This is a genomic window from Serratia sp. Z4 (assembly GCF_009900725.1).
In the GTDB taxonomy this organism is placed as follows: Bacteria; Pseudomonadota; Gammaproteobacteria; order Enterobacterales; family Enterobacteriaceae; genus Serratia; species Serratia nematodiphila.
Map to the genome: position 1 here is coordinate 1,231,198 of NZ_JAAABD010000002.1, position 25,854 is coordinate 1,257,051.

General features: G+C 61.4%; 27 protein-coding genes. 10 read left to right on the forward strand and 17 right to left on the reverse strand.

Features of this window, described 5'->3' with window-relative positions:
• Nucleotides 1–253: 253 nt before the first annotated feature.
• Complete coding sequence (locus tag GT753_RS13700) at nt 254–1,156, forward strand: LysR family transcriptional regulator (RefSeq protein ID WP_049188764.1); 903 nt, start codon at nt 254–256, stop codon at nt 1,154–1,156.
• Here GT753_RS13700 and eutC read toward each other — a convergent pair.
• Together eutC and GT753_RS13710 are read right to left on the reverse strand one after the other, a co-directional pair.
• Nucleotides 1,135–1,926: an ethanolamine ammonia-lyase subunit EutC gene (gene eutC, locus GT753_RS13705; protein WP_160125675.1), complete on the reverse strand. Its 792-nt coding sequence runs from the start codon at nt 1,924–1,926 to the stop codon at nt 1,135–1,137. The genes GT753_RS13700 and eutC overlap by 22 nt on opposite strands.
• On the reverse strand, nt 1,923–3,308 hold the full coding sequence (locus GT753_RS13710) for an ethanolamine ammonia-lyase subunit EutB (protein WP_160125676.1): 1,386 nt from the start codon (nt 3,306–3,308) through the stop codon (nt 1,923–1,925). Before GT753_RS13710 ends, eutC begins: the two co-directional genes overlap by 4 nt.
• A 159-nt stretch (nt 3,309–3,467) precedes the next feature.
• On the opposite strand from GT753_RS13710, the gene GT753_RS13715 reads away from it, so the two are divergent.
• Nucleotides 3,468–4,016, forward strand: coding sequence for a nucleotidyltransferase family protein (locus GT753_RS13715; RefSeq protein ID WP_015378665.1), 549 nt, complete (start codon nt 3,468–3,470; stop codon nt 4,014–4,016).
• Between the two features lie 52 nt (nt 4,017–4,068).
• Nucleotides 4,069–4,536 carry a FlxA-like family protein gene (locus GT753_RS13720; protein ID WP_044030741.1) on the forward strand — a complete coding sequence of 156 codons (468 nt, stop codon included), beginning with the start codon at nt 4,069–4,071 and terminating at the stop codon, nt 4,534–4,536.
• Between the two features lies 1 nt (nt 4,537).
• Here the strand turns inward: GT753_RS13720 and GT753_RS13725 are convergent, their stop codons facing one another.
• Complete coding sequence (locus GT753_RS13725) at nt 4,538–5,458, reverse strand: LysR family transcriptional regulator (protein ID WP_075684643.1); 921 nt, start codon at nt 5,456–5,458, stop codon at nt 4,538–4,540.
• A gap of 97 nt (nt 5,459–5,555) precedes the next feature.
• On the opposite strand from GT753_RS13725, the gene GT753_RS13730 reads away from it, so the two are divergent.
• Nucleotides 5,556–6,554, forward strand: coding sequence for a bile acid:sodium symporter family protein (locus GT753_RS13730; protein WP_085337354.1), 999 nt, complete (start codon nt 5,556–5,558; stop codon nt 6,552–6,554).
• Nucleotides 6,555–6,582: 28 nt separating this feature from the next.
• Here the strand turns inward: GT753_RS13730 and GT753_RS13735 are convergent, their stop codons facing one another.
• The 3 genes from GT753_RS13735 to zipA all read right to left on the reverse strand — a co-directional run bounded on the left by GT753_RS13735 (nt 6,583) and on the right by zipA (nt 9,924).
• Entirely contained in the window at nt 6,583–6,798 is a 216-nt protein-coding gene (locus tag GT753_RS13735; RefSeq protein WP_004936441.1) for a DUF3820 family protein, read from the reverse strand.
• Nucleotides 6,798–8,819: an NAD-dependent DNA ligase LigA gene (gene ligA, locus GT753_RS13740; RefSeq protein ID WP_103086342.1), complete on the reverse strand. Its 2,022-nt coding sequence runs from the start codon at nt 8,817–8,819 to the stop codon at nt 6,798–6,800. The genes GT753_RS13735 and ligA overlap by 1 nt, the downstream gene beginning before the upstream one ends.
• Before the next feature lie 79 nt (nt 8,820–8,898).
• Nucleotides 8,899–9,924, reverse strand: coding sequence for a cell division protein ZipA (gene zipA, locus GT753_RS13745; RefSeq protein ID WP_021505621.1), 1,026 nt, complete (start codon nt 9,922–9,924; stop codon nt 8,899–8,901).
• A 221-nt stretch (nt 9,925–10,145) separates the two neighbouring features.
• Here zipA and cysZ point away from each other — a divergent pair, with 221 nt between their 5' ends.
• The 5 genes from cysZ (at nt 10,146) to crr (ending at nt 15,048) form a co-directional block, all read left to right on the forward strand.
• Nucleotides 10,146–10,904, forward strand: coding sequence for a sulfate transporter CysZ (cysZ, locus tag GT753_RS13750; RefSeq protein ID WP_033632432.1), 759 nt, complete (start codon nt 10,146–10,148; stop codon nt 10,902–10,904).
• A gap of 185 nt (nt 10,905–11,089) precedes the next feature.
• A complete protein-coding gene (cysK, locus tag GT753_RS13755) occupies nt 11,090–12,058 on the forward strand; it encodes a cysteine synthase A (protein WP_004936453.1) in 969 nt (322 codons plus the stop codon).
• A 399-nt stretch (nt 12,059–12,457) separates the two neighbouring features.
• Nucleotides 12,458–12,715, forward strand: coding sequence for a phosphocarrier protein Hpr (gene ptsH, locus GT753_RS13760; RefSeq protein ID WP_004936458.1), 258 nt, complete (start codon nt 12,458–12,460; stop codon nt 12,713–12,715).
• 46 nt (nt 12,716–12,761) lie between these two features.
• Entirely contained in the window at nt 12,762–14,489 is a 1,728-nt protein-coding gene (ptsI, locus tag GT753_RS13765; RefSeq protein WP_015378671.1) for a phosphoenolpyruvate-protein phosphotransferase PtsI, read from the forward strand.
• Nucleotides 14,490–14,538: 49 nt separating this feature from the next.
• Nucleotides 14,539–15,048, forward strand: coding sequence for a PTS glucose transporter subunit IIA (gene crr, locus GT753_RS13770; RefSeq protein ID WP_004936467.1), 510 nt, complete (start codon nt 14,539–14,541; stop codon nt 15,046–15,048).
• A gap of 84 nt (nt 15,049–15,132) precedes the next feature.
• On the opposite strand, the gene GT753_RS13775 is transcribed toward crr, so the two are convergent.
• The 10 genes from GT753_RS13775 to GT753_RS13820 all read right to left on the reverse strand — a co-directional run bounded on the left by GT753_RS13775 (nt 15,133) and on the right by GT753_RS13820 (nt 24,663).
• Nucleotides 15,133–16,455 carry an ATP-binding protein gene (locus GT753_RS13775; protein ID WP_160125677.1) on the reverse strand — a complete coding sequence of 441 codons (1,323 nt, stop codon included), beginning with the start codon at nt 16,453–16,455 and terminating at the stop codon, nt 15,133–15,135.
• 6 nt (nt 16,456–16,461) lie between these two features.
• Nucleotides 16,462–17,142, reverse strand: a complete 681-nt coding sequence (locus GT753_RS13780) for a response regulator transcription factor (RefSeq protein WP_021505622.1) — start codon at nt 17,140–17,142, stop codon at nt 16,462–16,464.
• A gap of 256 nt (nt 17,143–17,398) precedes the next feature.
• On the reverse strand, nt 17,399–18,280 hold the full coding sequence (gene cysM, locus GT753_RS13785; RefSeq protein ID WP_004936477.1) for a cysteine synthase CysM: 882 nt from the start codon (nt 18,278–18,280) through the stop codon (nt 17,399–17,401).
• Between the two features lie 81 nt (nt 18,281–18,361).
• Complete coding sequence (gene cysA, locus GT753_RS13790; protein WP_033632430.1) at nt 18,362–19,450, reverse strand: sulfate/thiosulfate ABC transporter ATP-binding protein CysA; 1,089 nt, start codon at nt 19,448–19,450, stop codon at nt 18,362–18,364.
• On the reverse strand, nt 19,440–20,315 hold the full coding sequence (cysW, locus tag GT753_RS13795; RefSeq protein ID WP_033632429.1) for a sulfate/thiosulfate ABC transporter permease CysW: 876 nt from the start codon (nt 20,313–20,315) through the stop codon (nt 19,440–19,442). The genes cysA and cysW overlap by 11 nt, the downstream gene beginning before the upstream one ends.
• On the reverse strand, nt 20,315–21,154 hold the full coding sequence (gene cysT, locus GT753_RS13800; protein ID WP_060560017.1) for a sulfate/thiosulfate ABC transporter permease CysT: 840 nt from the start codon (nt 21,152–21,154) through the stop codon (nt 20,315–20,317). Before cysT ends, cysW begins: the two co-directional genes overlap by 1 nt.
• Complete coding sequence (locus tag GT753_RS13805) at nt 21,155–22,177, reverse strand: sulfate ABC transporter substrate-binding protein (protein ID WP_033632428.1); 1,023 nt, start codon at nt 22,175–22,177, stop codon at nt 21,155–21,157.
• 200 nt (nt 22,178–22,377) lie between these two features.
• Nucleotides 22,378–23,277: a Dyp-type peroxidase gene (locus tag GT753_RS13810; RefSeq protein ID WP_160125678.1), complete on the reverse strand. Its 900-nt coding sequence runs from the start codon at nt 23,275–23,277 to the stop codon at nt 22,378–22,380.
• A 177-nt stretch (nt 23,278–23,454) separates the two neighbouring features.
• Nucleotides 23,455–24,042, reverse strand: coding sequence for an RpoE-regulated lipoprotein (locus GT753_RS13815; protein ID WP_004936494.1), 588 nt, complete (start codon nt 24,040–24,042; stop codon nt 23,455–23,457).
• 156 nt (nt 24,043–24,198) lie between these two features.
• Complete coding sequence (locus GT753_RS13820; RefSeq protein WP_048324662.1) at nt 24,199–24,663, reverse strand: DUF2919 domain-containing protein; 465 nt, start codon at nt 24,661–24,663, stop codon at nt 24,199–24,201.
• A 173-nt stretch (nt 24,664–24,836) separates the two neighbouring features.
• On the opposite strand from GT753_RS13820, the gene GT753_RS13825 reads away from it, so the two are divergent.
• On the forward strand, nt 24,837–25,235 hold the full coding sequence (locus GT753_RS13825; RefSeq protein WP_004936500.1) for a YgiW/YdeI family stress tolerance OB fold protein: 399 nt from the start codon (nt 24,837–24,839) through the stop codon (nt 25,233–25,235).
• A gap of 41 nt (nt 25,236–25,276) precedes the next feature.
• Here GT753_RS13825 and GT753_RS13830 read toward each other — a convergent pair whose 3' ends face one another.
• Nucleotides 25,277–25,702, reverse strand: coding sequence for a GNAT family acetyltransferase (locus GT753_RS13830; RefSeq protein ID WP_004936504.1), 426 nt, complete (start codon nt 25,700–25,702; stop codon nt 25,277–25,279).
• Between the last annotated feature and the right edge of the window lie 152 nt (nt 25,703–25,854).

The following is a 25,854-nucleotide window of genomic DNA, read 5'->3' on the forward strand; positions in this document are numbered from 1 at the left end:
AATGCCGAGTCGGATATCAAATTGAACGGTTAATCTGGTGTTGGAGCGACAATCAACTCCGCAGGCGGCTCATGCAACCTGGGAAAAACATCTGTTATTTAGTGCTAAGCGCCGCGAGGTTTATGCGTTTTCTCTCTATACGGCCGGGATGCAGCGGCGTTGAAGCCGCCGTCAACCCGCAGCCAGAGTAGCCGCAGCGCCGCCGACAGAGAAGCGGGTATTCATAAGAAACGCTTTTGCATATAATGCAAAAATGAATGACGCCCGTTATGTTGAACATCTGCCGATCTTTCTCGACGTGGCCCGCCTGGGCAGCTTTTCCGCCGCCGCTCGCCGACTGGGCATGGTGCCCTCCTCGCTGGTGCGCCATATCGACGCCCTGGAAAGCGCGCTCGGCGCCACGCTGTTCGTCCGCTCCACCCGTGGGCTGCTGCTGACCGACGCCGGCGAGCTGCTGCTGACGCGCGCCGCCGCGCTGATGACGGACATTACCGGCATTCACGCCGAGCTGAACGCGCTGAACGAAACGCCGCAGGGCACGCTGCGCATCAGCTGCCTGCCGACCTTCGGCAAAACCTATGTGCTGCCGCTGCTGCCGACGCTGGCGGAACGCTATCCGCAGCTGTCTATCGATCTCGATCTGACCGAACGCCAGACCGATCCGACGCAGGAACGGCTGGACGCCGCCCTCCGCATCGGCGAACAGAAGGACAGCGCGCTGTACGCCAGCCGCATCGCCACGCAACGCTGGGTGATGTGCGCCAGCCCCGCCTACGTCGCCCGCTATGGCCTGCCGAGCGATCTGGAAGCGTTGCCGCAGCATCGGCTGATCGCCCGCTACCACAAACAGCAGCCGGCCTGCTGGGCGCAGATCCTCGACGCGGCGCTGATGAGCCGCTGCACCATGGCGCTGCGCTGCGACGACTTCACCGCGCAGCGCCAGGCGGCGCTGCTCGGCCTCGGCATTGCCTTCCTGCCCAACTGGGTGGTGGGGCCGGACGTGCAGAATGGGCAACTGGTTCAGATGCTCGAAGATCCGCGCCATGAGCAGCAAGGCATCTATCTGCTGCGCCCGATGGCGAAGGTGTCCGCCCGGCTGGCGGCCTTCACCGCCCTGCTGCAGCAAACCCTCGGTCAGCCGCCCAGCTGGGGGTAAAGCGGTGTCACCCGGTTGTGCAGCGCCGGATTGTCGCTCTCGTCCTTCAGCTCGATGCCGCTCAGCCGCCGCTGGAACGCCTGCTCCAGCAGCCAGGCCAGACGGAACGCCGCCTGCGGGTAATCCAGCCCCTCCGGCCGCACGTTGGAGATGCAGTTACGCTCGGCGTCCGTTCTGCGCGCATTCGGCTCCCAGGTCAAATAAATGCCCAGGCTGTCCGGCGACGACAGCCCCGGCCGTTCGCCGATCAGCACCGCCACCGCCCGGGTCTGCAGGCACTCGCCGATCTTATCCCCCAGCGCCACTCGCGCCTGATGCGCCAACACCACCGGCGCGATCGCCAGCCCCAATGTATCGAGATAGGGCCGCAGCGCCTGCAGCAGCGGCAATGCCTGGCGGTGCACCGCCTTGGAAGAAAGGCCATCCGCCACCACCAGCAGCAGATCGGTCCGGCGCGGCGGCACGCCGAGCAGCAGGCGGCGGCTGTCCGGCGCCAATCGCCGCCCCAGATCCGGACGGCGCAGATAGGCGGCGCGGTCGGCGGCCTGGCTGTGCACCGCCAGCGTGGGCCAACCGGCATCGTGCAGATCCGCCGCCAGCCGTTCGCTGTCGAAAGGCTGATGCACCGCGTCGCGCGCCTGGGCATGGGCCAGGCCGAAGCGCAGCAGCTCGTCGGTCGGCAGGCTGGCGCCGGTGCGCCCCAACGCGATGCGCGCGTCGGTAAAGGCGCGCAGCGAGTCCCAACTGTTGACGTGAACCGGTTTGCTCATGTGCGTTCTCCCTGCAGCGCCAGCAACAGCGGGTGATTGGCGGCGGCGTCGCGCAGCCGCCCGCGCTCGTCGGTGATGTTCATCGCCGCCAGCCAGGCGGCGAACTCCGGCGCGTGCTTCAGCCCCAGCAGTTCACGGATATAGAGCGCATCGTGGAACGAAGTGCTTTGGTAGTTGAGCATGATGTCGTCCGCGCCCGGCACGCCGATCAGGAACGTCAGCCCGGCGGCGGCCAACAGCGTCAGCAGCGTGTCCATGTCGTCCTGATCGGCTTCGGCATGGTTGGTGTAGCAGACGTCGCAGCCCAGCGGCAGGCCGAGCAGCTTGCCGCAGAAGTGGTCCTCCAGCCCGGCGCGGATAATTTGTTTGCCGTCATACAGGTATTCGGGGCCGATAAACCCCACCACGGTGTTGATCAGCAGCGGCGAGAAATGGCGCGCCACCGCATAGGCGCGCGCCTCACAGGTCTGCTGATCGACGCCGTGATGCGCGTTGGCCGACAGGCAACTGCCCTGCCCGGTTTCGAAATACATCACGTTATCACCCAGCGTGCCGCGCCTGAGGCTCAGCGCCGCCTGCTGCGCCTCCGCCAGCAGCGCCAGGCTGATGCCGAAACCGCGGTTGGCCGCCTCGGTGCCGGCGATCGACTGAAACACCAGATCCACCGGCGTGCCGCGCTCCATCAGCCGCAGCGTGTTGGTCACGTGGGTCAGCACGCAGGATTGGGTGGGTATGGCGAAGCGCTGGATCACGTCGTCCAGCATGTAGTTGAGCTTTTCCAGCAGCGGCAGGCTGTCGCTGGCCGGGTTGATGCCGACCACCGCGTCGCCGCTGCCGTACAGCAAACCGTCCAGCATGCTGGCGGCGATGCCTTGCAGGCTGTCGGTCGGGTGATTGGGCTGCAGCCGCACGCTGAGGTGGCCCGGCAGGCCAATCGTATTGCGAAAGCGCGTCACCACCCGGCATTTCTTCGCCACCAGGATCAGATCCTGATTGCGCATGATCTTGCTTACCGCCGCCGCCATCTCCGGCGTAATGCCGGCGGCCACCTGCGCCAGCATGGCGCTGTCCGCCTGCTCGCTCAGCAGCCAGTCGCGAAAATCGCCGACCGTGAGGTGCGAGATGTGCTCAAAAGCGGCGGCGTCGTGGCTGTCGATGATCAGGCGCGTCACCTCGTCCTGTTCGTACGGCACCAGCACCTGCTGCAGGAACGCCTTGAGCGGCACATCCGCCAGCGCGATGCGCGCCGCCATGCGCTCTTCGGCGCTCTCCGCCGCCACCTCCGCCAGATAATCGCCGGAACGCGCCGGCGATGCTTTCGCCATCAGCTGGCGCAGATCGCCAAAGCGATAGCCGCGTTGGCCCACCGTTGCCTGAAACATAGCCCCCTCCCTTGCCCTGCGTGACGAGATAAAAGCCCTGCACCAAGTGTAGTCAGTGGGAAAAGAAAATTATTTTGCACGCGATCGCCGCCATCACGCTTTCCCCCATTTCACCCGTTGCCGCTTCGGGTTACAGTAGCCGCGAAAACAGGAGGGGTGATGGATCCGCAACGGCAAATTATCGACTGGCTGCAACAAGATAACGCACGCATGGCCGCCCTGCGCACCGTGCGCCGGCTCGGCTTGAATGACTGGTGCCTCGGCGCCGGCTTTGTGCGCAATCTGGTGTGGGATCGGCGCCATGGCTATACGGAGCCCACGCCGCTCAACGATATCGACGTGATCCACTTCGATGCGGAGCGTGCGGACGCTGAGCGCGATCGCATGCTGGAGGTGCGTTTGCAACAGTGGCTGCCGCGACCTTGGTCGGTCAAGAACCAGGCGCGCATGCACCTGCGCGGCGGCCGGGCGCCTTATCGCGACAGCGAAGAGGCCATCAGCTTCTGGACCGAAGTGGAAACGGCGATCGGCGCGCGCCTGAACGCCGACGACAGCATCACGCTGGTGGCCCCCTTCGGGCTCGCGGCGCTGTTCGACGACACCATTACCTTTAACGCGAAAAACGGCGATCGCGCGGCCTATGCCCAGCGCGTGCTCGACAAAGGCTGGCTGCAGCGTTGGCCGCGCCTGCGGCAGGTAAAGATTTAGCCGCCGCTGCCGATACCCTGAACAGCGATATACCGACTCAGGGAGAGCATTCATGTCGACCACCATCACCATGATCGTACCGATCAAAAATACCGTTCCCGGCGTCAGCAACGTGTTCAGCGCGCCGGGCCATCAGGGCGAATTGCTGATGGCCAAACCGGTCAACAACCAGCCGCAAGGCGGCAAGATGGAGAAAAACGAACGCGCCAACGGCAATGACGAACCGGTCAACCTCAATGAAAGCCGCGCCTCGGCCCGCATCAAGGCGCTGAACCGGCAGATTCAGGCGCTGCAGCAAAAGCTGGTGGAACTGAAGGATTCCGACGCCGATCCCAAAGAGATCGAAAAGCAGAAACAGCTGATCGAAGCGCAGATCAAGATGTTGCAAGCCGAGATCGCGCGCATCCAGAAAGAAGAAATGGAAAAGCAACAGCAGGAGCAGATGGCAAAAGCCGCGGCGCAAGCCGGCGACGGCGTAAACCGCCCAACGCCGCTCAACGCGGTGGACGTCTATATCTGAGTCAATATGCCGCGTTTTCCTGCCGGCGCTGGTGCAGCAGCGCCGCCTGCTGACGCGCCACCTGCCAGATGGCCTCCGCCGCCGGCGTCAGTGAGCGGTTCTTACGCCGCACCAGCATCAACGCGCGGTTGATCTCCGGCACCAACCGCCGCACCCGAAGCAGCCCCCCTTCCGGCAACGGCAGCGCCAACGCTGGGAAGATGCTGATGCCAATCCCTTCCGCCACCATCGGGAACAGCGTCGCCGGATGGCCGATTTCCTGCACCACCTGCGCCTCCACGCCCTGCTGTCTCAGCGCACTGTCGATCAGCGGCCGGCTGCCCGACGCATAGTCCTGCAACACCAGGCGGCAGCCGTTTAGCGCCGACCAACGCACCTCTTGCTGCGCAGCAAACGGGTGATCGTCGCGGCACAGCAGCAGAAACGGTTCATGCAGCACCGCTTCGCACTCCAGATCCACCGCCTGCACCGGATCGACCACGATACCGAAATCCACCTCGGCGTTACGCACGCTGTGCAGCACCTGCTGCTGCGCCTGATCGCGCAGCATGATGCGGATCTCCGGGTATTCACGCTCGCCGGCGGCGATGCACTGCGGCATCAGATGGGCGGAAATGGTCTGGCTCGTCGCCACCCGCACCGTACCGCTGCGCTGTACGCCAAAGCTGCGCACATCCAGCAGAGTGGTCTGCAGCTCGTCCAGCAACCGTTCGACCCGGTTGGCCAGCCGCAGGCCGGCATCGGTCAACACCACTTCACGCGTGGTGCGATCCAGCAGGCGAACGCCGACCTCCGCTTCCAGCTCTTTCACGCTGTGGCTGACCGCCGATTGCGTCAGGCCGATCGCCTCACCGGCGCGGCTGAAGCTGCCGTGGCGGGCGATGGCGACGAACACCCGCAGCTGTTTGAGTGAATAATTCATGTGTTTTATTCATATATGAATTAAATAAATCAATTTAATTATTATATGTCCGCGCGGGAGAATAGCCCCATCGATTTTCTACCCTGAGCGCACCGCCATGAGATTTCTGCCCGATCGTTTTACCCTGACGCTGATCGCTACCGTGCTGCTGGCGTCGTTCCTGCCGGCGCGCGGCGAGTTCGTCGGCTGGCTCAACGCCCTGACCATCGCCGCCATCGCCCTGCTGTTCTTCATGCACGGCGCCAAGCTGTCGCGCGAGGCCATCCTGGCCGGCAGCAACAACTGGCGGCTGCATCTGTGGGTGATGTGCAGCACCTTCATCATTTTTCCGGCGCTGGGCATGCTGTTCGCCTGGTGGGCGCCGATCGACGTCAGCCCCGAGCTGTACGCCGGTTTTATCTACCTGTGCATCCTGCCGGCCACCGTGCAGTCGGCCATCGCCTTCACCTCGCTGGCGGGCGGCAACGTGGCGGCGGCGGTGTGCAGCGCCTCCGCTTCCAGCCTGCTGGGGATCTTCGTGTCGCCGCTGCTGGTCGGCCTGCTGATGAATGTGCACGGCGATACCGGCAGCCTGCGGCAGGTGGGCTCGATCGTGCTGCAGCTGCTGGTGCCGTTCGTCGCCGGCCACCTGCTGCGGCCGCTGATCGGCGGCTGGATCGAACGCCATCGGCCGCTTATCGGTAAAACCGATCAGACCTCGATTCTGCTGGTGGTGTACGCCGCCTTCAGCGAGGCGGTGACGCACGGCATCTGGCATCAGGTAGGGATGGGCTCACTGGCGTTTATCGTCGGCGGCAGCATCGTGCTGCTGGCTATCGTGCTGGTGGTAAACACTTACATGGCGCGCTGGCTGGGGTTCAGCAAAGCGGACGAGATCACCATCGTATTCTGCGGTTCGAAGAAGAGCCTGGCGAACGGCATTCCGATGGCCAATATCCTGTTCCCGACGGCGACGGTGGGGATCATGGTGCTGCCGCTGATGGTGTTCCATCAGGTGCAGTTGATGACCTGTGCAGTGCTGGCCAAAAGGTATCAGCGCAAGCAGCGGGCACAACAGGCAGTGCCCAACGCCAACGCGCAGGCGTCGCGCGGGTAAAAAAAAAGACGGGCCGAGGCCCGTCAGTTCAGCTTTTCTTCAACGGCTTGACCAGGTGGTCAAGCCCTTCGATTTTAATCGCCAGCGTCATCTCCATCAGCATGCCGAGCTTGCCTTTGGGGAATTCACCCTTGCGGGCGAACCACAGCAGGTACTCTTCGGGCAGATCGATCAGCACCCGCCCCTGGTACTTGCCGAACGGCATCACGGTATTGGCGATCTCCAGCAGGTTTTCTTTTTCCATCACTCACCCAGCAGGCGGATCATTTCCGCTTCGTCGATCACGGCGATACCCAGCTCCTGCGCCTTCGCCAGCTTGGAGCCGGCCGCCTCGCCGGCGATCACCAGGTCGGTTTTCTTCGACACGCTGCCGCTGACCTTGGCGCCCAGCGCCGTCAGGCGATCTTTGGCCTCGTCGCGCGACAGCTGGCTCAGCGAGCCGGTCAGCACCACGGTTTTGCCGGCGAACGGGCTGTCTATCTCTTCCGCCACCACCACCACCGGCGCCGGCCAGCGGATGCCGATCTCGGCGCCCACCAGCTCGTTGATCACCTGCTGATTGAGCGCTTCATCGAGGAAATTGCGGGTGTGTTTGGCCACCACTTCGCCGACATCCGGCACCTCTTTCAGCGCCTCAATGTCGGCGGCGAACAGCTTCTCCAGCGAACCGAAATGCGCGGCCAGGTTGGCGGCGGTCGCTTCACCGACCTCGCGAATGCCGAGCGCATACAGGAAGCGAGCGAAGGTGGTCTGCTTGGATTTCTCCAGCGCGTTGACCAGATTCTGCGCCGATTTCGGCCCCATGCGATCCAGGCCGGTCAGAATGCCGGCGGACAGGCGGAACAGATCGGCCGGGTTCTTCACGTACTCCTTGTCCACCAGCTGCTCGATGATCTTGTCGCCCATACCTTCAACGTCCAGCGCGCGGCGGGAAACGAAATGCTTCAACGCCTCTTTGCGCTGCGCGCCGCAGATAAGACCGCCGGTGCAACGCGCCACGGCCTCGCCTTCCACGCGCTCAACGTCGGAGCCGCACACCGGACAGTGCAGCGGGAACACCACTTCGCGCGCATCCTGTGGCCGGCGGTCTTCCAGCACGCCCACCACCTGCGGGATCACGTCGCCGGCGCGGCGCACGATCACCGTATCGCCGATGCGCAGCCCCAACCGCTCAATTTCATCGGCGTTGTGCAAGGTGGCGTTGCTGACGGTCACCCCGGCCACCAGCACCGGCTCAAGGCGCGCCACCGGCGTAATCGCGCCGGTGCGGCCAACCTGAAACTCCACTTCGCGCACCACGGTGATCTGCTCCTGCGCCGGGAATTTGAACGCCGTCGCCCAGCGCGGCGCACGCGCCACGAAGCCCAGCGTTTCCTGCAGATCGATGTCGTCAATCTTGATCACCACGCCGTCAATATCGAAACCGAGCTGTGCGCGGTCCCGCTCGACCTGGCGATAGAACGCCAGCACTTCCTCGCTGCCGGTGCGGCGCTGGGCGCGATCGCTGACCGGCAAGCCCCAGGCCTTGAACTGCATCAGGCGCTCAAAGTGGCTGCGCGGCAGCTCGCCGCCTTCCAGCAGGCCAACGCCATAGCAGAAGAAGGTCAGCGGGCGTTTGGCGGTAATGCGCGGATCGAGCTGGCGCAGCGAGCCGGCGGCGGCGTTGCGCGGGTTGGCGAATACCTTGCCGTCTTTGCGCCGGGCTTCTTCGTTCATCTGTTCAAACCCGGCCTGCGGCATGAACACTTCGCCACGCACTTCCAGCCGGCGCGGGATGTTGTCGCCGGTCAGGCGCAGCGGGATGGCTCGAATGGTGCGCACGTTGGAGGTGATGTTCTCGCCGGTGGTGCCGTCGCCGCGCGTCGCCGCGCGCACCAGCTCGCCGTCTTCATACAGCAGGCTGACCGCCAGGCCGTCCAGCTTCAGCTCGCAGCAGAAGGTCAGCGGATCGCTGCTTTTGAGCCTGTCCTGCACGCGCTTGTAAAACGCCAGGAAGCTCTCTTCGTCAAACACGTTGTCCAGCGACAGCATCGGCACTTCGTGACGCACCTGGTCGAACGCCGCCAGCGGCGCCGCGCCCACGCGCTGGGTCGGCGAATCGGCGGTGATCAGCTCCGGATGCGCGCTCTCCAGCTCGCGCAGCTCGCGCATCAGGCGGTCATATTCCGCATCCGGCACTTCCGGCGCATCCAGCACATGATACTGGTATTCATGATGGCGCAGTGTGGCTCGTAGTTGATTGATTTGTTGGATTATCGATTCCATGGCTCACCATCAAAGATAAAAAACCCCCGGCTAGCGGGGGCTTTGTTGTTACGGATGTTCAGTGCGCGCGGCAATCCGGTCAGGCGTTGTTTTCCAACACTTCACGGATACGCGCTTTGTAGGTTTCCAGCTTCTGCGGCGTCATCATGCGACGCTCGTCGTCCAGCACCACGCCGCCCACGTCGTCGGCGATGCGCTGTGCCGACTGCAGCATCAGCTTGAAGTTCTGATTGGCGTCGCCGTAAGACGGCACCATCATGAACATCGACACGCCCGGTGTGGAGAAGTCGGACATCATGTCAGGATCGAACGACCCCGGCTTGACCATGTTCGCCAGGCTGAACAGCACCGGGCCGCTGCCGGCCGGGCTGATATGGCGGTGGAAGATGCCCATCTCGCCAAACTGGAAGCCCGCCTGCAACACGCTCTGCAGCAGCACTTCGCCGCCGATTACGCCGCCCTGATGGGCCGCGACGTGCAGCACCAGCACGGTCTCTTTCAGCTTGGCCTGAATTGGCGCAGCCGCCGGCTGTTGTGGCTGTGGCGCAGGCTCCTGCGCCGGCTTCACTTCCGGCGCGGGCTGCACAGGGGCCGGCTCGGCGTGGAATGCCGGTTCAGCCCCCTGCGGCGCCTCATGTTCATGCGGCAGATCGTCGACGCGCGGCTCACGGCGCGCGGCCGGTTGCGGTTGCTGCGGTTCGGCCGGTTCTTCGTCCGGCGCGTAGTTGTTCAGCAGGATGTCATCGTACTCCGGCCGCTGAGACAGCGGAGGCGGCGTCTGATGAGCAGTCGGCTGAACGGCGCGGGGCGCAGGCGCAGCCGCCGGAGCGGGCTTCGGCGCGGCCACGGGTTCTTCGCGTGCGGCATCGAAATGGCCGAATGACGGCTCGTCTTGCGGGTGAGCGGCGCGTACGCGCACCTCACCGACGCCTTCTTCGAGATCGTCGATCGGAGTTTGTTCACGTTCCTTTTGGGAACGTTTGGCTGGGCGATCGCGGAAGAGCGCTGACCGTTCTTTGCGACTGGTCCACAGACCGTGCAATAACAGCGCTATTATGGCGATCGCGCCAACAACGATTAATATCAGACGCAAATCCTGCATCATTGCTATCTCTGTTGTTCCAATACATTGCCACCGCGGCAAACATTCACTCTTTAACTCTATTTGCCCGCGCACACAAGTGCAAGTCCGTGCTGAACTTTATGCCAATAAAGATGATTATACTGCCTTTTTCTGCTGGTTTTTCAGCCAACCCTACCCTAGCCAGTGGAAAATCATCCCTATATGATAATGATGCCTGTTCAGACAACGAGATAACTTAAGATATGTCCTATACGCAGCCCTCTCCCCGATCGACCAGCGGCATTCACTATTTCGCCGAAGGCTGGCGTCTGATTTCACGCCCGGGGATTAAACGCTATGTGGTTCTGCCGTTGCTGGTCAACGTGCTGCTGATGGGTTCCGCTTTCTGGTGGCTGTTCAGCCGCCTCGGCGACTGGATCCCGGCGATGATGAGCCACGTTCCCGACTGGCTGCAATGGTTGAGCTACCTGCTGTGGCCGCTGGCGGTCATTTCGGTGCTGCTGGTGTTCAGCTATCTGTTCAGCACCATCACCAATCTTATTGCCGCGCCGTTCTGCGGCCTGCTGGCGGAACAGCTCGAAGGCAGCCTGACCGGCAAACCGCTGCCGGACACCGGCCTGCTCGGCATCGCCAAAGATCTGCCGCGCATCATGGCGCGCGAATGGCGCAAGCTGATGTATTACCTGCCGCGCGCGCTGCTGCTGCTGGCGCTGTACTTCGTGCCCGGCATCGGTCAAACGGTGGCGCCGGTGCTGTGGTTCCTGTTCAGCGCCTGGATGCTGGCGATCCAGTATTGCGACTATCCGTTCGACAACCACAAGGTGAGCTTTGCCGACATGCGCCGCGCACTGCGCCAGCACAAAACCGACAACCTGCAGTTCGGCGCGCTGGTCAGCCTGTTCACCATGATCCCGATCCTCAATCTGGTGATCCTGCCGGTCGCCGTCTGCGGCGCCACCGCGATGTGGGTCGATCGCTACCGCTCGCAATTCGTCCGATAACCGCCGTTTTTTGCCGCCGATAGCGCGGAAATTTTCGACAGGGCGCGCATTTCGCGCCCTTATCATTGTGCTTAAAACTTATTTCCTAATAACATATAGATATACCAATTCTTTACTTCCCTGCCGGTACTGTTAGCGTATGCTTTCGATGTTCCCCACATTTTCATAGAGTTAAAGGACGGGCTATGAGCAAGATATATGAAGACAACTCATTAACAATCGGCCATACGCCGCTGGTTCGTCTGAACCGTATCGGCAACGGACGCATTCTGGCCAAGGTTGAATCACGCAACCCGAGCTTCAGCGTCAAATGCCGCATCGGTGCCAATATGATTTGGGATGCGGAACAACGCGGCGTGCTGACCGCCGGTAAAGAACTGGTGGAGCCGACCAGCGGCAACACCGGCATCGCGCTGGCCTTCGTCGCCGCCGCGCGCGGTTACAAGCTGACGCTGACCATGCCGGAAACCATGAGCATCGAGCGCCGCAAGCTGCTCAAGGCGCTGGGCGCCAACCTGGTGCTGACCGAAGGGGCGAAAGGCATGAAGGGCGCCATCGCCAAGGCGGAAGAGATCGTCGCCACCGATCCGAACCGTTACCTGATCCTGCAACAGTTCAGCAACCCGGCCAACCCGGCCATCCATGAAAAAACCACCGGCCCGGAAATCTGGGAAGACACCGACGGGGAAGTCGACGTGTTCATCTCCGGCGTCGGCACCGGCGGCACGCTGACCGGCGTTAGCCGCTACATCAAAAACACCAAAGGCAAAGCCATCACCACCGTGGCGGTAGAGCCGACCGACTCGCCGGTCATCAGCCAGGCGCTGGCCGGTGAAGAGCTGAAGCCGGGCCCGCACAAGATCCAGGGCATCGGCGCCGGCTTCATTCCGGGCAACCTCGATCTGGATCTGGTGGATCGCGTCGAGAAAGTCTCCAACGACGAAGCCATCAGCATGGCGCGCCGCCTGATGGACGAAGAAGGCATCCTGGCGGGCATCTCCTCCGGCGCAGCGGTCGCGGCGGCGGTGAAACTGGCCGAAGAACCGGCGTTCGCCGACAAGACTATCGTGGTCATCCTGCCCTCTTCCGGCGAACGTTATCTCAGCACCGCGCTGTTCGCCGATCTGTTCACCGAGCAGGAATTGCAGCAGTAATTCCGCCACTGCACAAATCGCTAAAAAAGCACCCTGCAGGGTGCTTTTTTGTGGACTGGATCAAACTTTATAGCAGTCCAAGATTGCTTTTGCCCGTCGCCTTTAGTATTTAACGGTGCATTATTTCGATGCGCAAAATTAATCACTCTCCGAGCCCGGTCGAGGCTGAATCGATTTACTCATCTGTCGCCGACGCGGCGAATCGGGCATAATGGGGAGCGGATTGGAACGACGTCTAAAGCCGAGTTTTTTGATCTGAAGTGCCTAACGCGTCGTTTTCTGTTGCATCAACGTTCGCCCCTGTCCATAGTCAGGCGCTATAACCAGACAAGTTAAAGTCAGCCCCCTGGGCTAAACTTTAACTCCACAACATTAATCCAATAAGTTGGGGAAACATCAATGTTCCAGCAAGAAGTTACTATTACCGCTCCGAATGGTCTGCATACTCGCCCTGCCGCTCAGTTCGTTAAAGAAGCCAAAGGCTTCACGTCTGACATCACCGTGACCTCCAACGGCAAAAGCGCCAGCGCTAAAAGCCTGTTCAAACTGCAAACTCTGGGGCTGACTCAAGGGACCGTAGTGACCATCTCCGCTGAAGGTGAAGACGAGCAGAAAGCCGTTGAGCACTTGGTAAAACTGATGGCAGAGCTTGAGTAATCGGCCCGTCTTTTTAGTTAACACCAGTCAAGAGTAAGGTAGGGTTATGATTTCAGGCATTTTAGTATCACCGGGCATCGCTTTTGGTAAGGCTCTCTTGCTGAAAGAAGACGACATCGTCATCAACCGGAAGAAAATCTCTGCTGATCAAGTAGAGCAGGAAGTCTCGCGTTTTCTGGCCGGCCGCGCGAAAGCGTCCGAACAGCTGGAAGCGATCAAGACCAAAGCTGGCGAAACCTTCGGCGAAGAGAAGGAAGCTATCTTCGAAGGCCACATCATGTTGCTGGAAGACGAAGAGCTTGAGCAGGAAATCATAGCCCTAATCAAAGACGATCTGGCCTCCGCAGACGCCGCCGCCTACACCGTGATCGAAGGTCAGGCGAAAGCGCTGGAAGAGCTGGACGACGAATACCTGAAAGAACGCGCCGCCGACGTGCGCGACATCGGTAAGCGCCTGCTGCAGAACATCTTGGGCATGCCGATCGTCGATCTGGGCTCCATTCAGGACGAAGTGATCCTGGTGGCCACCGATCTGACCCCGTCCGAGACCGCGCAGCTGAACCTGGACAAAGTGCTGGGCTTCATCACCGACCTCGGCGGCCGTACCTCCCACACCTCCATCATGGCGCGCTCCCTGGAGCTGCCGGCGATCGTCGGTACCAGCGACGTGACCAAGCAGGTGAAAAACGACGACTACCTGATTCTGGACGCGGTTAACAACAAAATTTACGTTAACCCGACCGCTGACGTTATCGATCAGCTGAAAGCCGCCCAGAACCAATACATCACCGAGAAAAACGATCTGGCCAAGCTGAAGGACCTGCCGGCGATTACGCTGGACGGCCATCAGGTTGAAGTCTGCGCCAACATCGGCACCGTGCGCGACGTCGCAGGTGCAGAGCGCAACGGCGCGGAAGGCGTCGGCCTGTATCGTACCGAGTTCCTGTTCATGGACCGCGACTCGCTGCCGACCGAAGACGAGCAGTTCCAGGCTTATAAAGCCGTGGCGGAAGCCATGGGCTCGCAGGCGGTGATCGTCCGCACCATGGACATCGGCGGCGACAAAGACCTGCCGTACATGAACCTGCCGAAGGAAGAGAACCCGTTCCTCGGCTGGCGCGCCATCCGCATCGCGATGGACCGCCGTGAAATCCTGCACGCCCAGCTGCGCGCCATCCTGCGTGCCTCGGCGTTCGGCAAACTGCGCATCATGTTCCCGATGATCATCTCCGTGGAAGAAGTGCGCGATCTGAAAGGCGAAATCGAGACGCTGAAGGCGCAGCTGCGCGAAGAAGGCAAGGCGTTTGACGAGAGCATCGAAGTGGGCGTGATGGTGGAAACACCGGCCGCGGCGGTCATTGCTCACCACCTGGCGAAAGAAGTCGACTTCTTTAGTATTGGGACAAACGATCTAACCCAGTATACTCTGGCGGTAGATCGCGGCAACGAGCTGATTTCTCATCTCTATAACCCGATGTCCCCATCAGTGCTTGGCCTGATCAAACAGGTTATTGATGCATCTCACGCGGAAGGCAAGTGGACCGGCATGTGCGGCGAACTGGCTGGTGATGAGCGTGCTACACTGTTGTTATTGGGCATGGGGCTGGATGAGTTCAGCATGAGTGCGATTTCAATCCCGCGCATCAAGAAAATTATTCGTAACACGAATTTCGAAGATGTGAAGGCGTTGGCAGCGCAGGCCTTGGCACAGCCAACGGCACAAGACCTGATGAATTGCGTCAATAAATTCATCGAAGAAAAAACGCTCTGCTAAACTTCCACGACACTGGAACGCCGCCCAATTTAATGCTTAGGAGAAGATCATGGGTTTGTTCGATAAACTGAAATCTCTGGTTTCTGATGACAAGAAAGACACGGGCACTATCGAGATCGTCGCTCCCCTTTCTGGCGAAATCGTCAATATCGAAGATGTGCCGGACGTAGTGTTCGCTGAAAAAATCGTTGGCGACGGTATCGCCATCAAACCGGCCGGCAACAAAATGGTTGCTCCGGTTGACGGCACCATCGGTAAGATTTTCGAAACCAACCATGCATTCTCTATCGAATCCGACAGCGGCATTGAGCTGTTCGTCCACTTCGGCATCGATACCGTAGAACTGAAAGGCGAAGGCTTCAAACGCATCGCCGAAGAAGGCCAGCGCGTCAAGAAAGGCGACGTCGTTATCGAGTTCAACCTGCCTCTGCTGGAAGAGAAAGCCAAGTCGACCCTGACGCCGGTCGTTATCTCCAACATGGACGAGATCAAAGAGCTGATCAAACTGTCCGGCAGCGTAACCGTTGGCGAAACCCCGATCATCCGCATCAAGAAGTAATCGAAGTTATCGCGAATGAGCAGTAAAAAACGGCGCCCTTGGCGCCGTTTTTTTATCCCTTCGGGGTATCCCCATCTCGCTGCGTCATGACGACCAGCGCGGCACGCGCAGAGTGATGATCAGCCCCTCTTTGTCGCCGTTGCGAGCCTCAACCTGGCCGCCGTGCGCCAGCACCACCTTGCGGGTAATCGCCAGCCCAAGGCCGTAGCCCTTGCCCGACAGCGCCGATTTCACGCGTACGAAAGGATCGAAGATGCTCGACAGCTTCGACTCCTCGACGCCCGGCCCCTGATCGCTGACGGCGATCTGAAACTGATTGTCGACGCGCGACAGCGCCACCGTCACCCGCTGGCCGTGGCTGGAGAAGCGCAACGCATTACGCACGACGTTATCCACCGCACGCCGCATCAGCTCCGCATTGCCCTTGACGGTGTACTCCACGTCCGATTCGGCCTGCAGCACGATATCCACGCCGGGCACCTGCGCCTCGTAGCGCGCATCGCTCACCACCGCGTCCACCAGGCCGTACAGATCGAAATACTCTTCGTCCGGCAGGCTGCTGTGTTCGGTACGCGACAGAGCCAGCAGCTCGCCGATCATTTTGTCCAACCGCCCCGACTCATGTTCGATGCGCTTCAGCGAGGTTTCGACGTTGCCGGCATTCTGCCGCGCCAGACCGATGGCCAACTGCAGGCGCGCCAACGGTGAACGCAGTTCGTGCGAGACATCGTGCAACAGCTGCTCGCGGGCGCTGACCAGCAGCTCCAGCCGCTCGGCCATGGTATCGAAATCGCGCGCCACGTCAGATAGTTCGTCATGACGCCGCCGCATATTCGGGTACAGCCGCACCGACAGATCGCCCTGCGCCACCCGATCCAGGCCGCCGCGCAGCTGGCGCATCGGCCGGGTCAGGTTCCAGGCCAGCACGGCGCTGAACAGCAAACCGCCCAGCCCGCCGACCCACAGCATCGGCGCAGGAATGTTGAAGAAGTGGGAACGCCGCTCCGGCCGATACTCTTCCCGCAGCCCGCGCACGTTATAACTCAGCCAGTAACCCTGCCCTTCTTCGGTCTGCACCCAGGCGGAAATCGCTTTCGGCATCCGTCGCCCTTCAAACACCGGTTCTTCCGGCTCAGGCGGCGGTTGGGTCATCGGCGTAACGGACAGCAGACGCCGATCGTCCTCCGGCCAGTCGCGCATCAGGGCTTCCAGCGCCGGCATGCCGCCACTGCGCAACTGGGTGGCGGCGGAGGTCAGCTGCAGGCCTATCGCCCGCCGCGCCATGGAATTCTCCGGCGGCACATAGCGGTCGCCATAAAGAGAAAACGCCACCCACAAGGCCTGCGTCATGATGAGAAAGGTCAGCCAAAAGCCGAGCAAAATTTTCCAGAACAGTCTTCCGCGCATGTCTGGTTACCGTATGCGATAGCCGATGCTGCGCACCGTCTCGATGCTCAGCTTACTGCCGGCCAGCGCGCTCAACTTCTGGCGGATATTGCTGATATGCACGTCCACGCTGCGATCATAGGCCTCGCGCGGGCGCCCCAGTCCTTTCTCGGACAGTTCGTCCTTCGACACCACGCGGTCCGGCGCGCGCAGCAACAGCTCCAGCAGATTGAATTCCGAAGCCGTCAGATCAAACGCCTTACCGCGCCATTCGCTGCTGCGGGTAGAAGGGTTCAGCGTCAGCTCGCCGAAGCTGATGGCGGCCTCGTCCTCCGCCTCTTGCGGCCGCTCTTCGAAACGGCGCAGCACCGCGCGCAGACGCGCCACCAATTCGCGCGGATAGCATGGCTTGGGCATGTAATCGTCGGCCCCCATCTCCAGGCCAATCACCCGATCGATGTTGTCGCCTTTGGCGGTCAGCATGATGATCGGCAGCCGGCTCTTTTTACGCACGTCGCGCAGCACGTCGATGCCGCTCATATCCGGCAGCATGATGTCGAGGATCATCGCGGTATAGTCGCCCGACAGCGCGCCCTCTACCCCCGCCTTGCCGGTCAGCACCAGCGTGGCGTCGAAGCCTTCGCCCGTCAGGTATTCGCTCAGCATGGTGCCAAGCTCCAGGTCATCGTCGACCAGTAAAATTTTCATGCCTTGCTCCTTCACCGATTTTCGTTATTTTCCCGCCAATTCCGCCGGCCCGCAGCCGGTTTTACTCAATCCTTACACATCGCTCTTGGCGTCTCGCCACCGTTAGTGTGGCCGCTGTCGCGCGATTTCTCTACTTCAGTCAGGGGATTGGCGCGCGAGCAGGCGATAGCCGCCGCGTCGGCGGGCCGGACAGGCAGTCTGTAACAGGGAGGTGAGAAGGCGTTTCCCGGCGGGACGCGCCGCCGGGAAGGAACGGTCAGTCGAACACGCCGGTGGAGAGGTAACGGTCGCCGCGATCGCAGACGATCGCCACCACCACGCTGCCGGGATTAGCCGCCGCAACGCGCAGGGCGCCGGCCACCGCACCGCCGGAGCTGACGCCGCAGAAAATGCCTTCACGCTGCGCCAGCTGGCGCATGGTCTGCTCGGCATCGCGCTGCTCGATATCCAACACCTGATCCACCAGCTCCGGGCGGAAAATACCCGGCAGGTAAGCGGGCGCCCAACGGCGAATGCCGGGGATGCTGCTGCCTTCCGCCGGCTGCAGGCCAATGATCTGCACCTGCGGATTCTGGCTCTTCAGGTAACCGCCCACGCCGGTAATGGTGCCGGTGGTGCCCATGCTGGAAACGAAGTGCGTGATGCGCCCTTCGGTCTGGCGCCAGATCTCCGGGCCGGTGGTGGTGAAGTGGGCATAGGGATTGTCGAAATTGTTAAACTGATCCAGCACTTTGCCCTGCCCCTGGCGCTGCATCTCCAGCGCCAGATCGCGCGCCCCTTCCATCCCCTGCTCACGGCTGACCAGGATCAGTTCCGCACCGTAGGCGCGCATCGCCGCCTGCCGCTCCAGGCTCATGTTCTCCGGCATCAGCAGCTTCAGCGCATAACCTTTCAATGCAGCGATCATCGCCAGTGCAATGCCGGTGTTGCCGCTGGTAGCCTCGATCAGCACGTCGCCGGGCTTGATCTCACCGCGCAGCTCCGCCTGCTGGATCATCGCCAACGCGGCGCGATCCTTCACCGATCCCGCCGGGTTATTGCCTTCCAGTTTGACCCATACCTCGCTGCCCGCCTGGGCGGCCAGCCGTTGCAGTTGTACCAGCGGGGTATTCCCGATGCATTGTTCGAGCGTTGTCACGATCTTTGCCTGTGTGTTGGTGTGCGTAAAGTAAAAAGGCAACCCCGGGGTTGCCTTGAAGAAAAGGACTGCTAAAACCTATCAGGCGCTTTTGGCTAACGCAACAGGTTGCAGCAGTTGATCGCCAGCATACAGCCGCGCATTGAGGCTGCCGACGTAATAACGGCCGCCGCGCACCGGCGTAGCGTTGCCTTCCGGCAGCACCACGCCGATCGGTTCCTGGTGCCAGCCGATCGGCTGCACCGTCAACTGCCAGAAATGGCCGCGCGGGCTGACTTCCAACACCTGAACCGGCAGTGGGCAGCGCTCGCTGCTCTCGGTCGCCACTTCCATTTCCCACGGGCGCAGGAACAGATCGACGCTGCCCTGGTGCATCGGCTGGAACGACAGCGGCCACTGGTGCGCGCCGACGAACAGCTGGGAGCCACGAATTTCGCCGTTCAGACGGTTCACTTCCCCCATAAACTCCAGCACGAAGCGGCTGGCCGGCTCGCGCATAATCTCCTCCGGCGAGCCAACCTGTTCGATATTGCCCTGGCTCATCACCACGATGCGGTCAGCCACTTCCATCGCCTCTTCCTGATCGTGGGTGACGAAAACGCTGGTGAATTTCAGCTCTTCATGCAGCTGACGCAGCCAGCGGCGCAGCTCTTTGCGCACCTGCGCATCCAGCGCGCCGAACGGTTCATCCAGCAGCAGAATCTGCGGTTCCACCGCCAGGGCGCGCGCCAGCGCCACGCGCTGTTTCTGGCCGCCGGACAGCTGCGACGGGTAGCGGGTAGCCAGGTGGCCCAGCTGCACCATGTCCAGCAGCTGAGTGACTTTCTGTTTGATCGCCGCGGCGTTCGGCCGCTCGCGGCGCGGCAGCACGGTCAGGCCGAAGGCGATATTGTCGAACACCGTCATATGGCGGAACAGCGCATAGTGCTGAAATACGAAGCCCACACGCCTGTCGCGCGCGTGCATGTGGCTGACATCGGTGCCGTGGAAGCCCAGCTTGCCGCCGCTCTGGCTTTCCAGCCCGGCGATGATGCGCAGCAGCGTGGTCTTGCCGGAGCCGGATGGCCCGAGCAGCGCCACCATCTCGCCGGAAGCAATATCGAGCGAGATATCGTTCAATACCTTGGTGCGACCGAAGTACTTGTTGATGCCGTTAATCTCAATGCTCATGATTTTCCTCCCGCTCGAGACGCGCGTTTTGACGTTCCAGACGCCACTGCAGCGCGCTCTTCAAAAATAGGGTAACGATCGCCATCAGGGTCAACAGGGCGGCGGCGGTAAAGGCCCCGACGGTGTTGTAATCCTGCTGCAACAGCTCAACCTGCAGCGGCAGGCTGTAGGTTTCGCCGCGAATCGAACCGGACACCACCGACACCGCGCCGAACTCGCCGATGGCGCGCGCGTTGGTCAGCACCACGCCGTACAGCAGCGCCCAGCGAATGTTGGGCAGCGTCACGCGGCGGAACATCTGCCAACCGGACGCCCCCAGCAGAATGGCGGCCTCGTCTTCCTGGCTGCCCTGGCTGAGCATCATCGGCACCAGCTCGCGCACCACGAAAGGACAGGTGACGAAGATGGTCACCAGCACCATGCCCGGCCAGGAGAACATGATCTGGATGTTATGCGCATCCAGCCAGCCGCCCAGCAGGCCGTTGCTGCCGTAAAACAGCAGATAAATCAGCCCCGCCACCACCGGTGAGACGGCGAACGGGATATCGATCAGCGTCAGCAGCAACTGGCGGCCGGGGAAGGTGAAACGCGTCACCAGCCACGCCAGCAACGTGCCGAACACCAGGTTGAACGGCACGGTGATCAGCGCGATCAAGACCGTCAGCCAGATGGCGTGCAGCATGTCCGGATCGAGCAAGTTGCTCCACATCGCGCCAACCCCTTTGGAGAAGGCCTCGGCGAAAATCGACATCATCGGCACCACCAGCAGCAGCACCGAAAACAGCGCGCCGATGGCGATCAACGTCCACTTGCCCCAGTTGACGCGCGGGCGCTCGGCGCCGTTGAAGGCGGAAACATCAGCCATCAGTGCCCTCCTCCCAAACGTCTGCCGAAGCGGCTTTGCAAGACGTTAATGCTGAACAGCAGCAGCAGCGACGCCGCCAGGATCACCGAGGCGATGGCGCTGGCCGCCGGGTAATCGAACTCCTGCAAACGCACAAAAATCATCAGCGAGGTCACTTCCGTCTTCCAGGCGATATTGCCGGCGATGAAAATCACCGCGCCAAACTCGCCCAGGCTGCGGGTAAAGGAAATGGCGGTGCCGGCCAGCAGCGCCGGCGCCACCTCAGGCAACACCACGCGGCGAAAGCTCTGCCAACGCGTGGCGCCCAGCGTCTCGGCCGCCTCTTCGTATTCCGGCCCCAGCTCTTCCAAAACCGGCTGCACGGTGCGCACCACAAACGGCAGGCTGGTGAACGCCATCGCCACCGCAATCCCAAGCCAGGTGAAGGTGACCTTAATGTCAAAGTGCGCCAGCCACTGACCGTACCAGCCCGTGGAGGAAAACAGACCAGCCAGCGTCAGGCCGGCCACCGCCGTCGGCAGCGCGAACGGCAGATCGATCAGGCCGTCCAGCAGCGAACGGCCGGGAAAACGGTAGCGCGTCAGGATCCAGGCCATCAGCATGCCGAACACCGCGTTGAACAGGCTGGCGACGCCGGCGGCCAGCAGCGTCACTTTGTACGCCGCCACCACCTGCGGGTTGGAAATCACTTCCCAATATTGCGCCAGGCTCATCTGCGCCAGCTGCATCACCAGCGCACTGAGCGGCAGCAGCAGGATCAAACAGGTATAAAACAGGCTGCTGCCGAGGCTGAGGCCAAATCCGGGCAGCACCCGTTTACTGGACGACAACGCCAACATTTACTTGCGCCCTGCCGCTAGCAGCTGATCCAACTCGCCGCCGGTGGCGAAGTGAGTTTTCATCACCTGCGGCCAACCGCCGAACTGGTCTTCCACCCGGAACAGTTGGGTGTCCGGGAACTGCCCCTTCGCCGCCGCCATCGCTTTCTGGTCATAGACGCGGTAGTAGAAGCTGGTGATCACCTGCTGCGCCGCCGGGCTGTAGAGGTAGTTCAGATAGGCTTTGGCCGCCTGCTCGGTGCCGTTGCGCTCTACGTTTTTGTCGACCCAGGCCACCGGGAACTCCGCCAGAATATCGACCGGCGGCACGATCACTTCGTACTTGTCTTCACCGTATTGCTTGCGGATGTTGTTCACTTCGGACTCGAAGCTGATCAGCACGTCGCCCAAACCGCGCTCGACGAAGGTGGTGGTCGCGCCGCGGCCACCGGTATCGAACACCAGCACGTTTTTCAGGAAGCGGGTCATGAAGGCGCGGGTCTTGGCCGCATCGTTGCCGTCAGCCTGGCTGGCGGCGCCCCAGGCGGCCAGATAGGTATAACGGCCGTTGCCGGAGGTTTTCGGGTTCGGGAACACCAGCTTCACGTCGTCACGCACCAAATCGTTCCAGGTGTGGATGCCCTTCGGGTTGTCCTTGCGCACCAAAAACGCCATGGTGGAATAGAACGGCGAGCTGTTGTTCGGCAGGCGCGCCTGCCAGTCTGCCGGGATCAGCTGCCCGCGATCGTGCAGGATCTGCACGTCTGTGACCTGGTTGTAGGTCACCACGTCGGCGCGCAGGCCCTGCAGGATCGCCAGCGCCTGCTTCGACGAACCGGCGTGCGATTGTTTGATGGTCAGCTTGTCGTTCGGATGCTGTTGATTCCACTGCTGTTCAAAGCCGGGATTCAGCGCGACGAACAATTCACGGGAAACGTCATAAGAGCTGTTCAGCAATTCCGCCGCCGACGCGGCGCCGCTCGCCAACAGCGCAGCCGCCAGCCAACCTTTCAGCACGAGATTTTTAACCCGGTTTTGTTTCATTCTGCACCTTATCACTGAGTCATTCCTTCAGGCTTTCGCCTTATTGACGACCAGTGTATTTATAACTCGGTGCGGAGCTGTAACGCTTTTATATACCGTTTAGTGATTTACAAGCATCAAACGCTATAAGGCAGGGAATGCGAGGCGTTTTGGGAAGGGAAAACAGACCGAAGCCGGACGCGCCGGCTTCGGCGACGGCGTCAAAGTGACAGCAGGCGCGTCAGCGATGGCGCAAAGTAGTAGCTGCCGGTCACCGCACGGCTGAAGCGCAACATCGCGTCGCGTTTGCCGTCCAGATCGCCGAACATGCTCAGCAGCTGCTGCTCGATATTGTGCAGGCGCGCACAATAGGCGATGAAGAACAGGCCGTGCTTGCCGCTGGCGGTGCCGTAAGGCAGGCTCTGGCGCAAAATTTTCAGGCCCTTGCCGTTCTCTTTCAGATCGACGCGGCTGACGTGCGAGGTATCCGGGCGCTGATCGGCCGGCAGCTCTTCGCTGTCGTGCTTGGTGCGGCCGATGATCTGCTCCTGCTGTTCGGTGGTAAAGCGCTGCCACTGGCGCAGGTTGTGCTCGTAGCGTTGCACCAGCACATAGCTGCCGCCGGCGTCCTCTTCGCCTTCGGCGATCGTCGCCACTGCCGGGCGCTGGTCGCCCTGCGGGTTTTCGGTGCCGTCGATGAAGCCGCTCAGATCGCGCTCTTCCACCCAGCGGAAGCCGTGGGTTTCTTCTTCGATCTTGATGACATTGCCGAACGCCGCCAGCGCCGCCTGCGCCAGCGTGAAGTTGACGTCGTGGCGCAGCGACTGGATGTGGATCAGCATATCGCGCTGGGTGGCCGGCGCCAGCCCTTTGCCGAGCGGCGTGAACGGCTTCAACTCTTTCGCGCCCTGGCCGCTGGAGAGATCGTGCCAAACGTCGTAACCGAAAGCGATCACCGCGCCGAGGCGCGCATCGGGGAACTGCTGCTGCAGCTCGCTCAGGATCTGACAAAACTGCTTGCAGCCCTGGCGCAAGTCGGCGAATTCGCCCTGTACGCTGGCTTCCATAAAAATGGCGAAACGGCAGTGCTCCAGCAGAATGCCGCTCTGAACCTGTGTCATGTTGTTATCCTCAATACCAAAACCAGGCAACAGGTATGGCGGTTGACGCGCGGGTTCCCTGTTACAAACGCGCGCTATCATACCGCAAGCGCGGACGATTGCCTTGCAGCAGCGCAAAGAAAATAGGGGTAATAGCTTGAAAAGGCAGGCGCCGCGAACCGGCGCCCGTTGAACACGTTACTGCTGCGGCTTGGCGTGCCAGATGATTTTGCTGACCGTCCAGCTTTTCAGGGTGTCGTCCGGCGGAATGATATCCTGCGCCCCGGCCCACTTGCCGCTGAAGATGTAGGTGACGTACTTGCTCTGCTCCGCCACGCACTCCACTTTACCGGCGTCTTCGCCGCTGCCCGGCTTACAGGAGCCGAACGCCTTGCTGTACATATCGCCGAACGGCGTGCCGAGCTTGTTGCCCCACTCCGTCGCCACTTTCGGATCCAGCACGTCCACGCGCTGCAGGCGCCCTTTCGGTTCGCCGGTGATCACCAGTTTCACTTCGTCGCCGGACAACGCCTGGTAATAAGAGACGATCTGGCCGTTGTTGGTCGCCATGCCGCCGCGCAGGCGGTAGTTGCCGTCCAGCCCGTCATTGATGGCGCTTTCCGACATCGGCGTGCCGGCGTTGAGCTTGCCGACGCCCTTGGCGCCGACCTCCAGGCTGCTGCCGAACCAGTTGAACGGCGACAGGCTGGACCAGGAGAAATTGGACATGCTCGAACAGCCGGTCAGTAACAACGGAAGCCCTAACAACAGGGGGCGAATATTCATCTCTAGCTCCTTAGACATCAATGGCACGGCGCGGTAGCCCGCGCCTGCCGCACTCGGCGTTTTGCTGCATGCCAGCCTCTCACAACGGCCCGCACTACGCCAACGGTTGCCAGCTTGGAGTGCGGAAAATGCGAAAAGTGCCGCACTTCTCGGCAATTAGTCGGCCTGCTCCGCCGGCGCGAAACAGGCTTTCAAGCGCGCATTCAGCAGCAGATAGCTCAGCGCCAGCGCGTCGAGCAACACCAACGCCAGCTCCAGCCCCGGCGCATCGCCGTCCTGGCGCCACAGGCTGAACAGCGAGCCGCCGAGCGACGCCAGCAGCGAGACAGCCAGCCCCCAGCGCCAGCCGCGCCACAGCCGCGGCCATTGGTGGCGACGGCCGCTCAGCAAAAACGCCAGCGCCGCCGGCAGGCCGAGCAGCATGCCGTACCAAAAACGTTGGGTATCCGGATAAAACAGCGCCAACAGGCTTTCGCCCTGCTCACGTGAAGCGCCGGCCATCACGAACAACAGCCAGGTGCGCGCCTGCAAAATCAGCACGGCCCAAAATCCCAGCGGCAGCCGCAGCGCGCCGTGCTGATCGTAATCGTCCGGGGAAAACCGGGGGGAGAATGGCTTCAACGCTCGTTCCTTGCCACAGAATAAAAACTATGGCTACAGATGGGCGCCGGCGATGGGAATTTCAATGCGTCGGCTTAAGAAGCTCTTAAGATCGGCGTGTTTTAATCCTTATCACTTAGCAAGCACCCGATATCAGCGGGATGTGATTTTCAATAACGATAAGGAAGCGCAACATGAAAAAACTGACTCTGGCCGCTCTGATCGCGCTGTGCAGCGCACCGGTACTGGCGCAACAAGGCGGGTTCCTCGATCCGGCCGCGCCGCAGGCACAAACGCAACCCGCTCCGCAGGGCGGTTTCTCCGGCCCCAGCGCGGCGCTGACCACCGTGGACAAGGTGAAATCGCTGAGCGACGACACCTGGGTGATGCTGCAGGGCAACATCGAGCAGCGCATCGGCGACGATACCTACACCTTCCGCGACGCCACCGGCACCCTGACGGTCGAGATCGATCGCAAGCGCTGGAACGGCCAAACCGTCACACCGAAAGACAAGGTGCAGTTGGAAGGGAAAGTGGATAAAGACTGGAGCAGCGTGGAAGTGGACGTAAAAACCGTCAAAAAGCTGCCGTAATGCGCTGCGGCGGGCGGGCTATACCGCCGTCCGCCGCTCGATCAATATTCCTGATCTTCGATCAGCCGCTTGCCCAGGCTGGTGATGCCCTGGATTTCGTAGCCGAGCTTCTCGTACATCTCAACCACCGTGTCGTTGTCTTCGCGCACCATGATCTGGATCTTCGGGCAGCCGCGGGCGATCAGCTTCTTCTCCAGACGGTTGATCAACGCATTGGCGATGCCGCGCCCGCGATAGTCGGGATGCACCCCGAGGTAATACGCCGAGCCGCGGTGCCCATCATAGCCGCCCATCACCGAACCGACCACTTCGCCGCCGACTTCCGCCACCAGGAACAGCTCCGGGTCGTGGTTCAGCTTGCGCTCGATGTCCATTTCCGGATCGTTCCAGGGGCGCAGCAGATCGCAGCGCTCCCACAGGGTAATGACTTCTTCAAAGTCGTCTTGTCGAAATACGCGAATTTCCATCGATGTTGGCCGCTGTTAATTAAGGTGTTTATCTGATTATCGCGTGATTATTCACTTACGCAATATCAAACTGCGATTTAGCGCGCTATTTTGCCCGGAAATCGCCGGTAACAGGCGTAATAAATGGAAATAGTTATCGGGTCGATTAATGA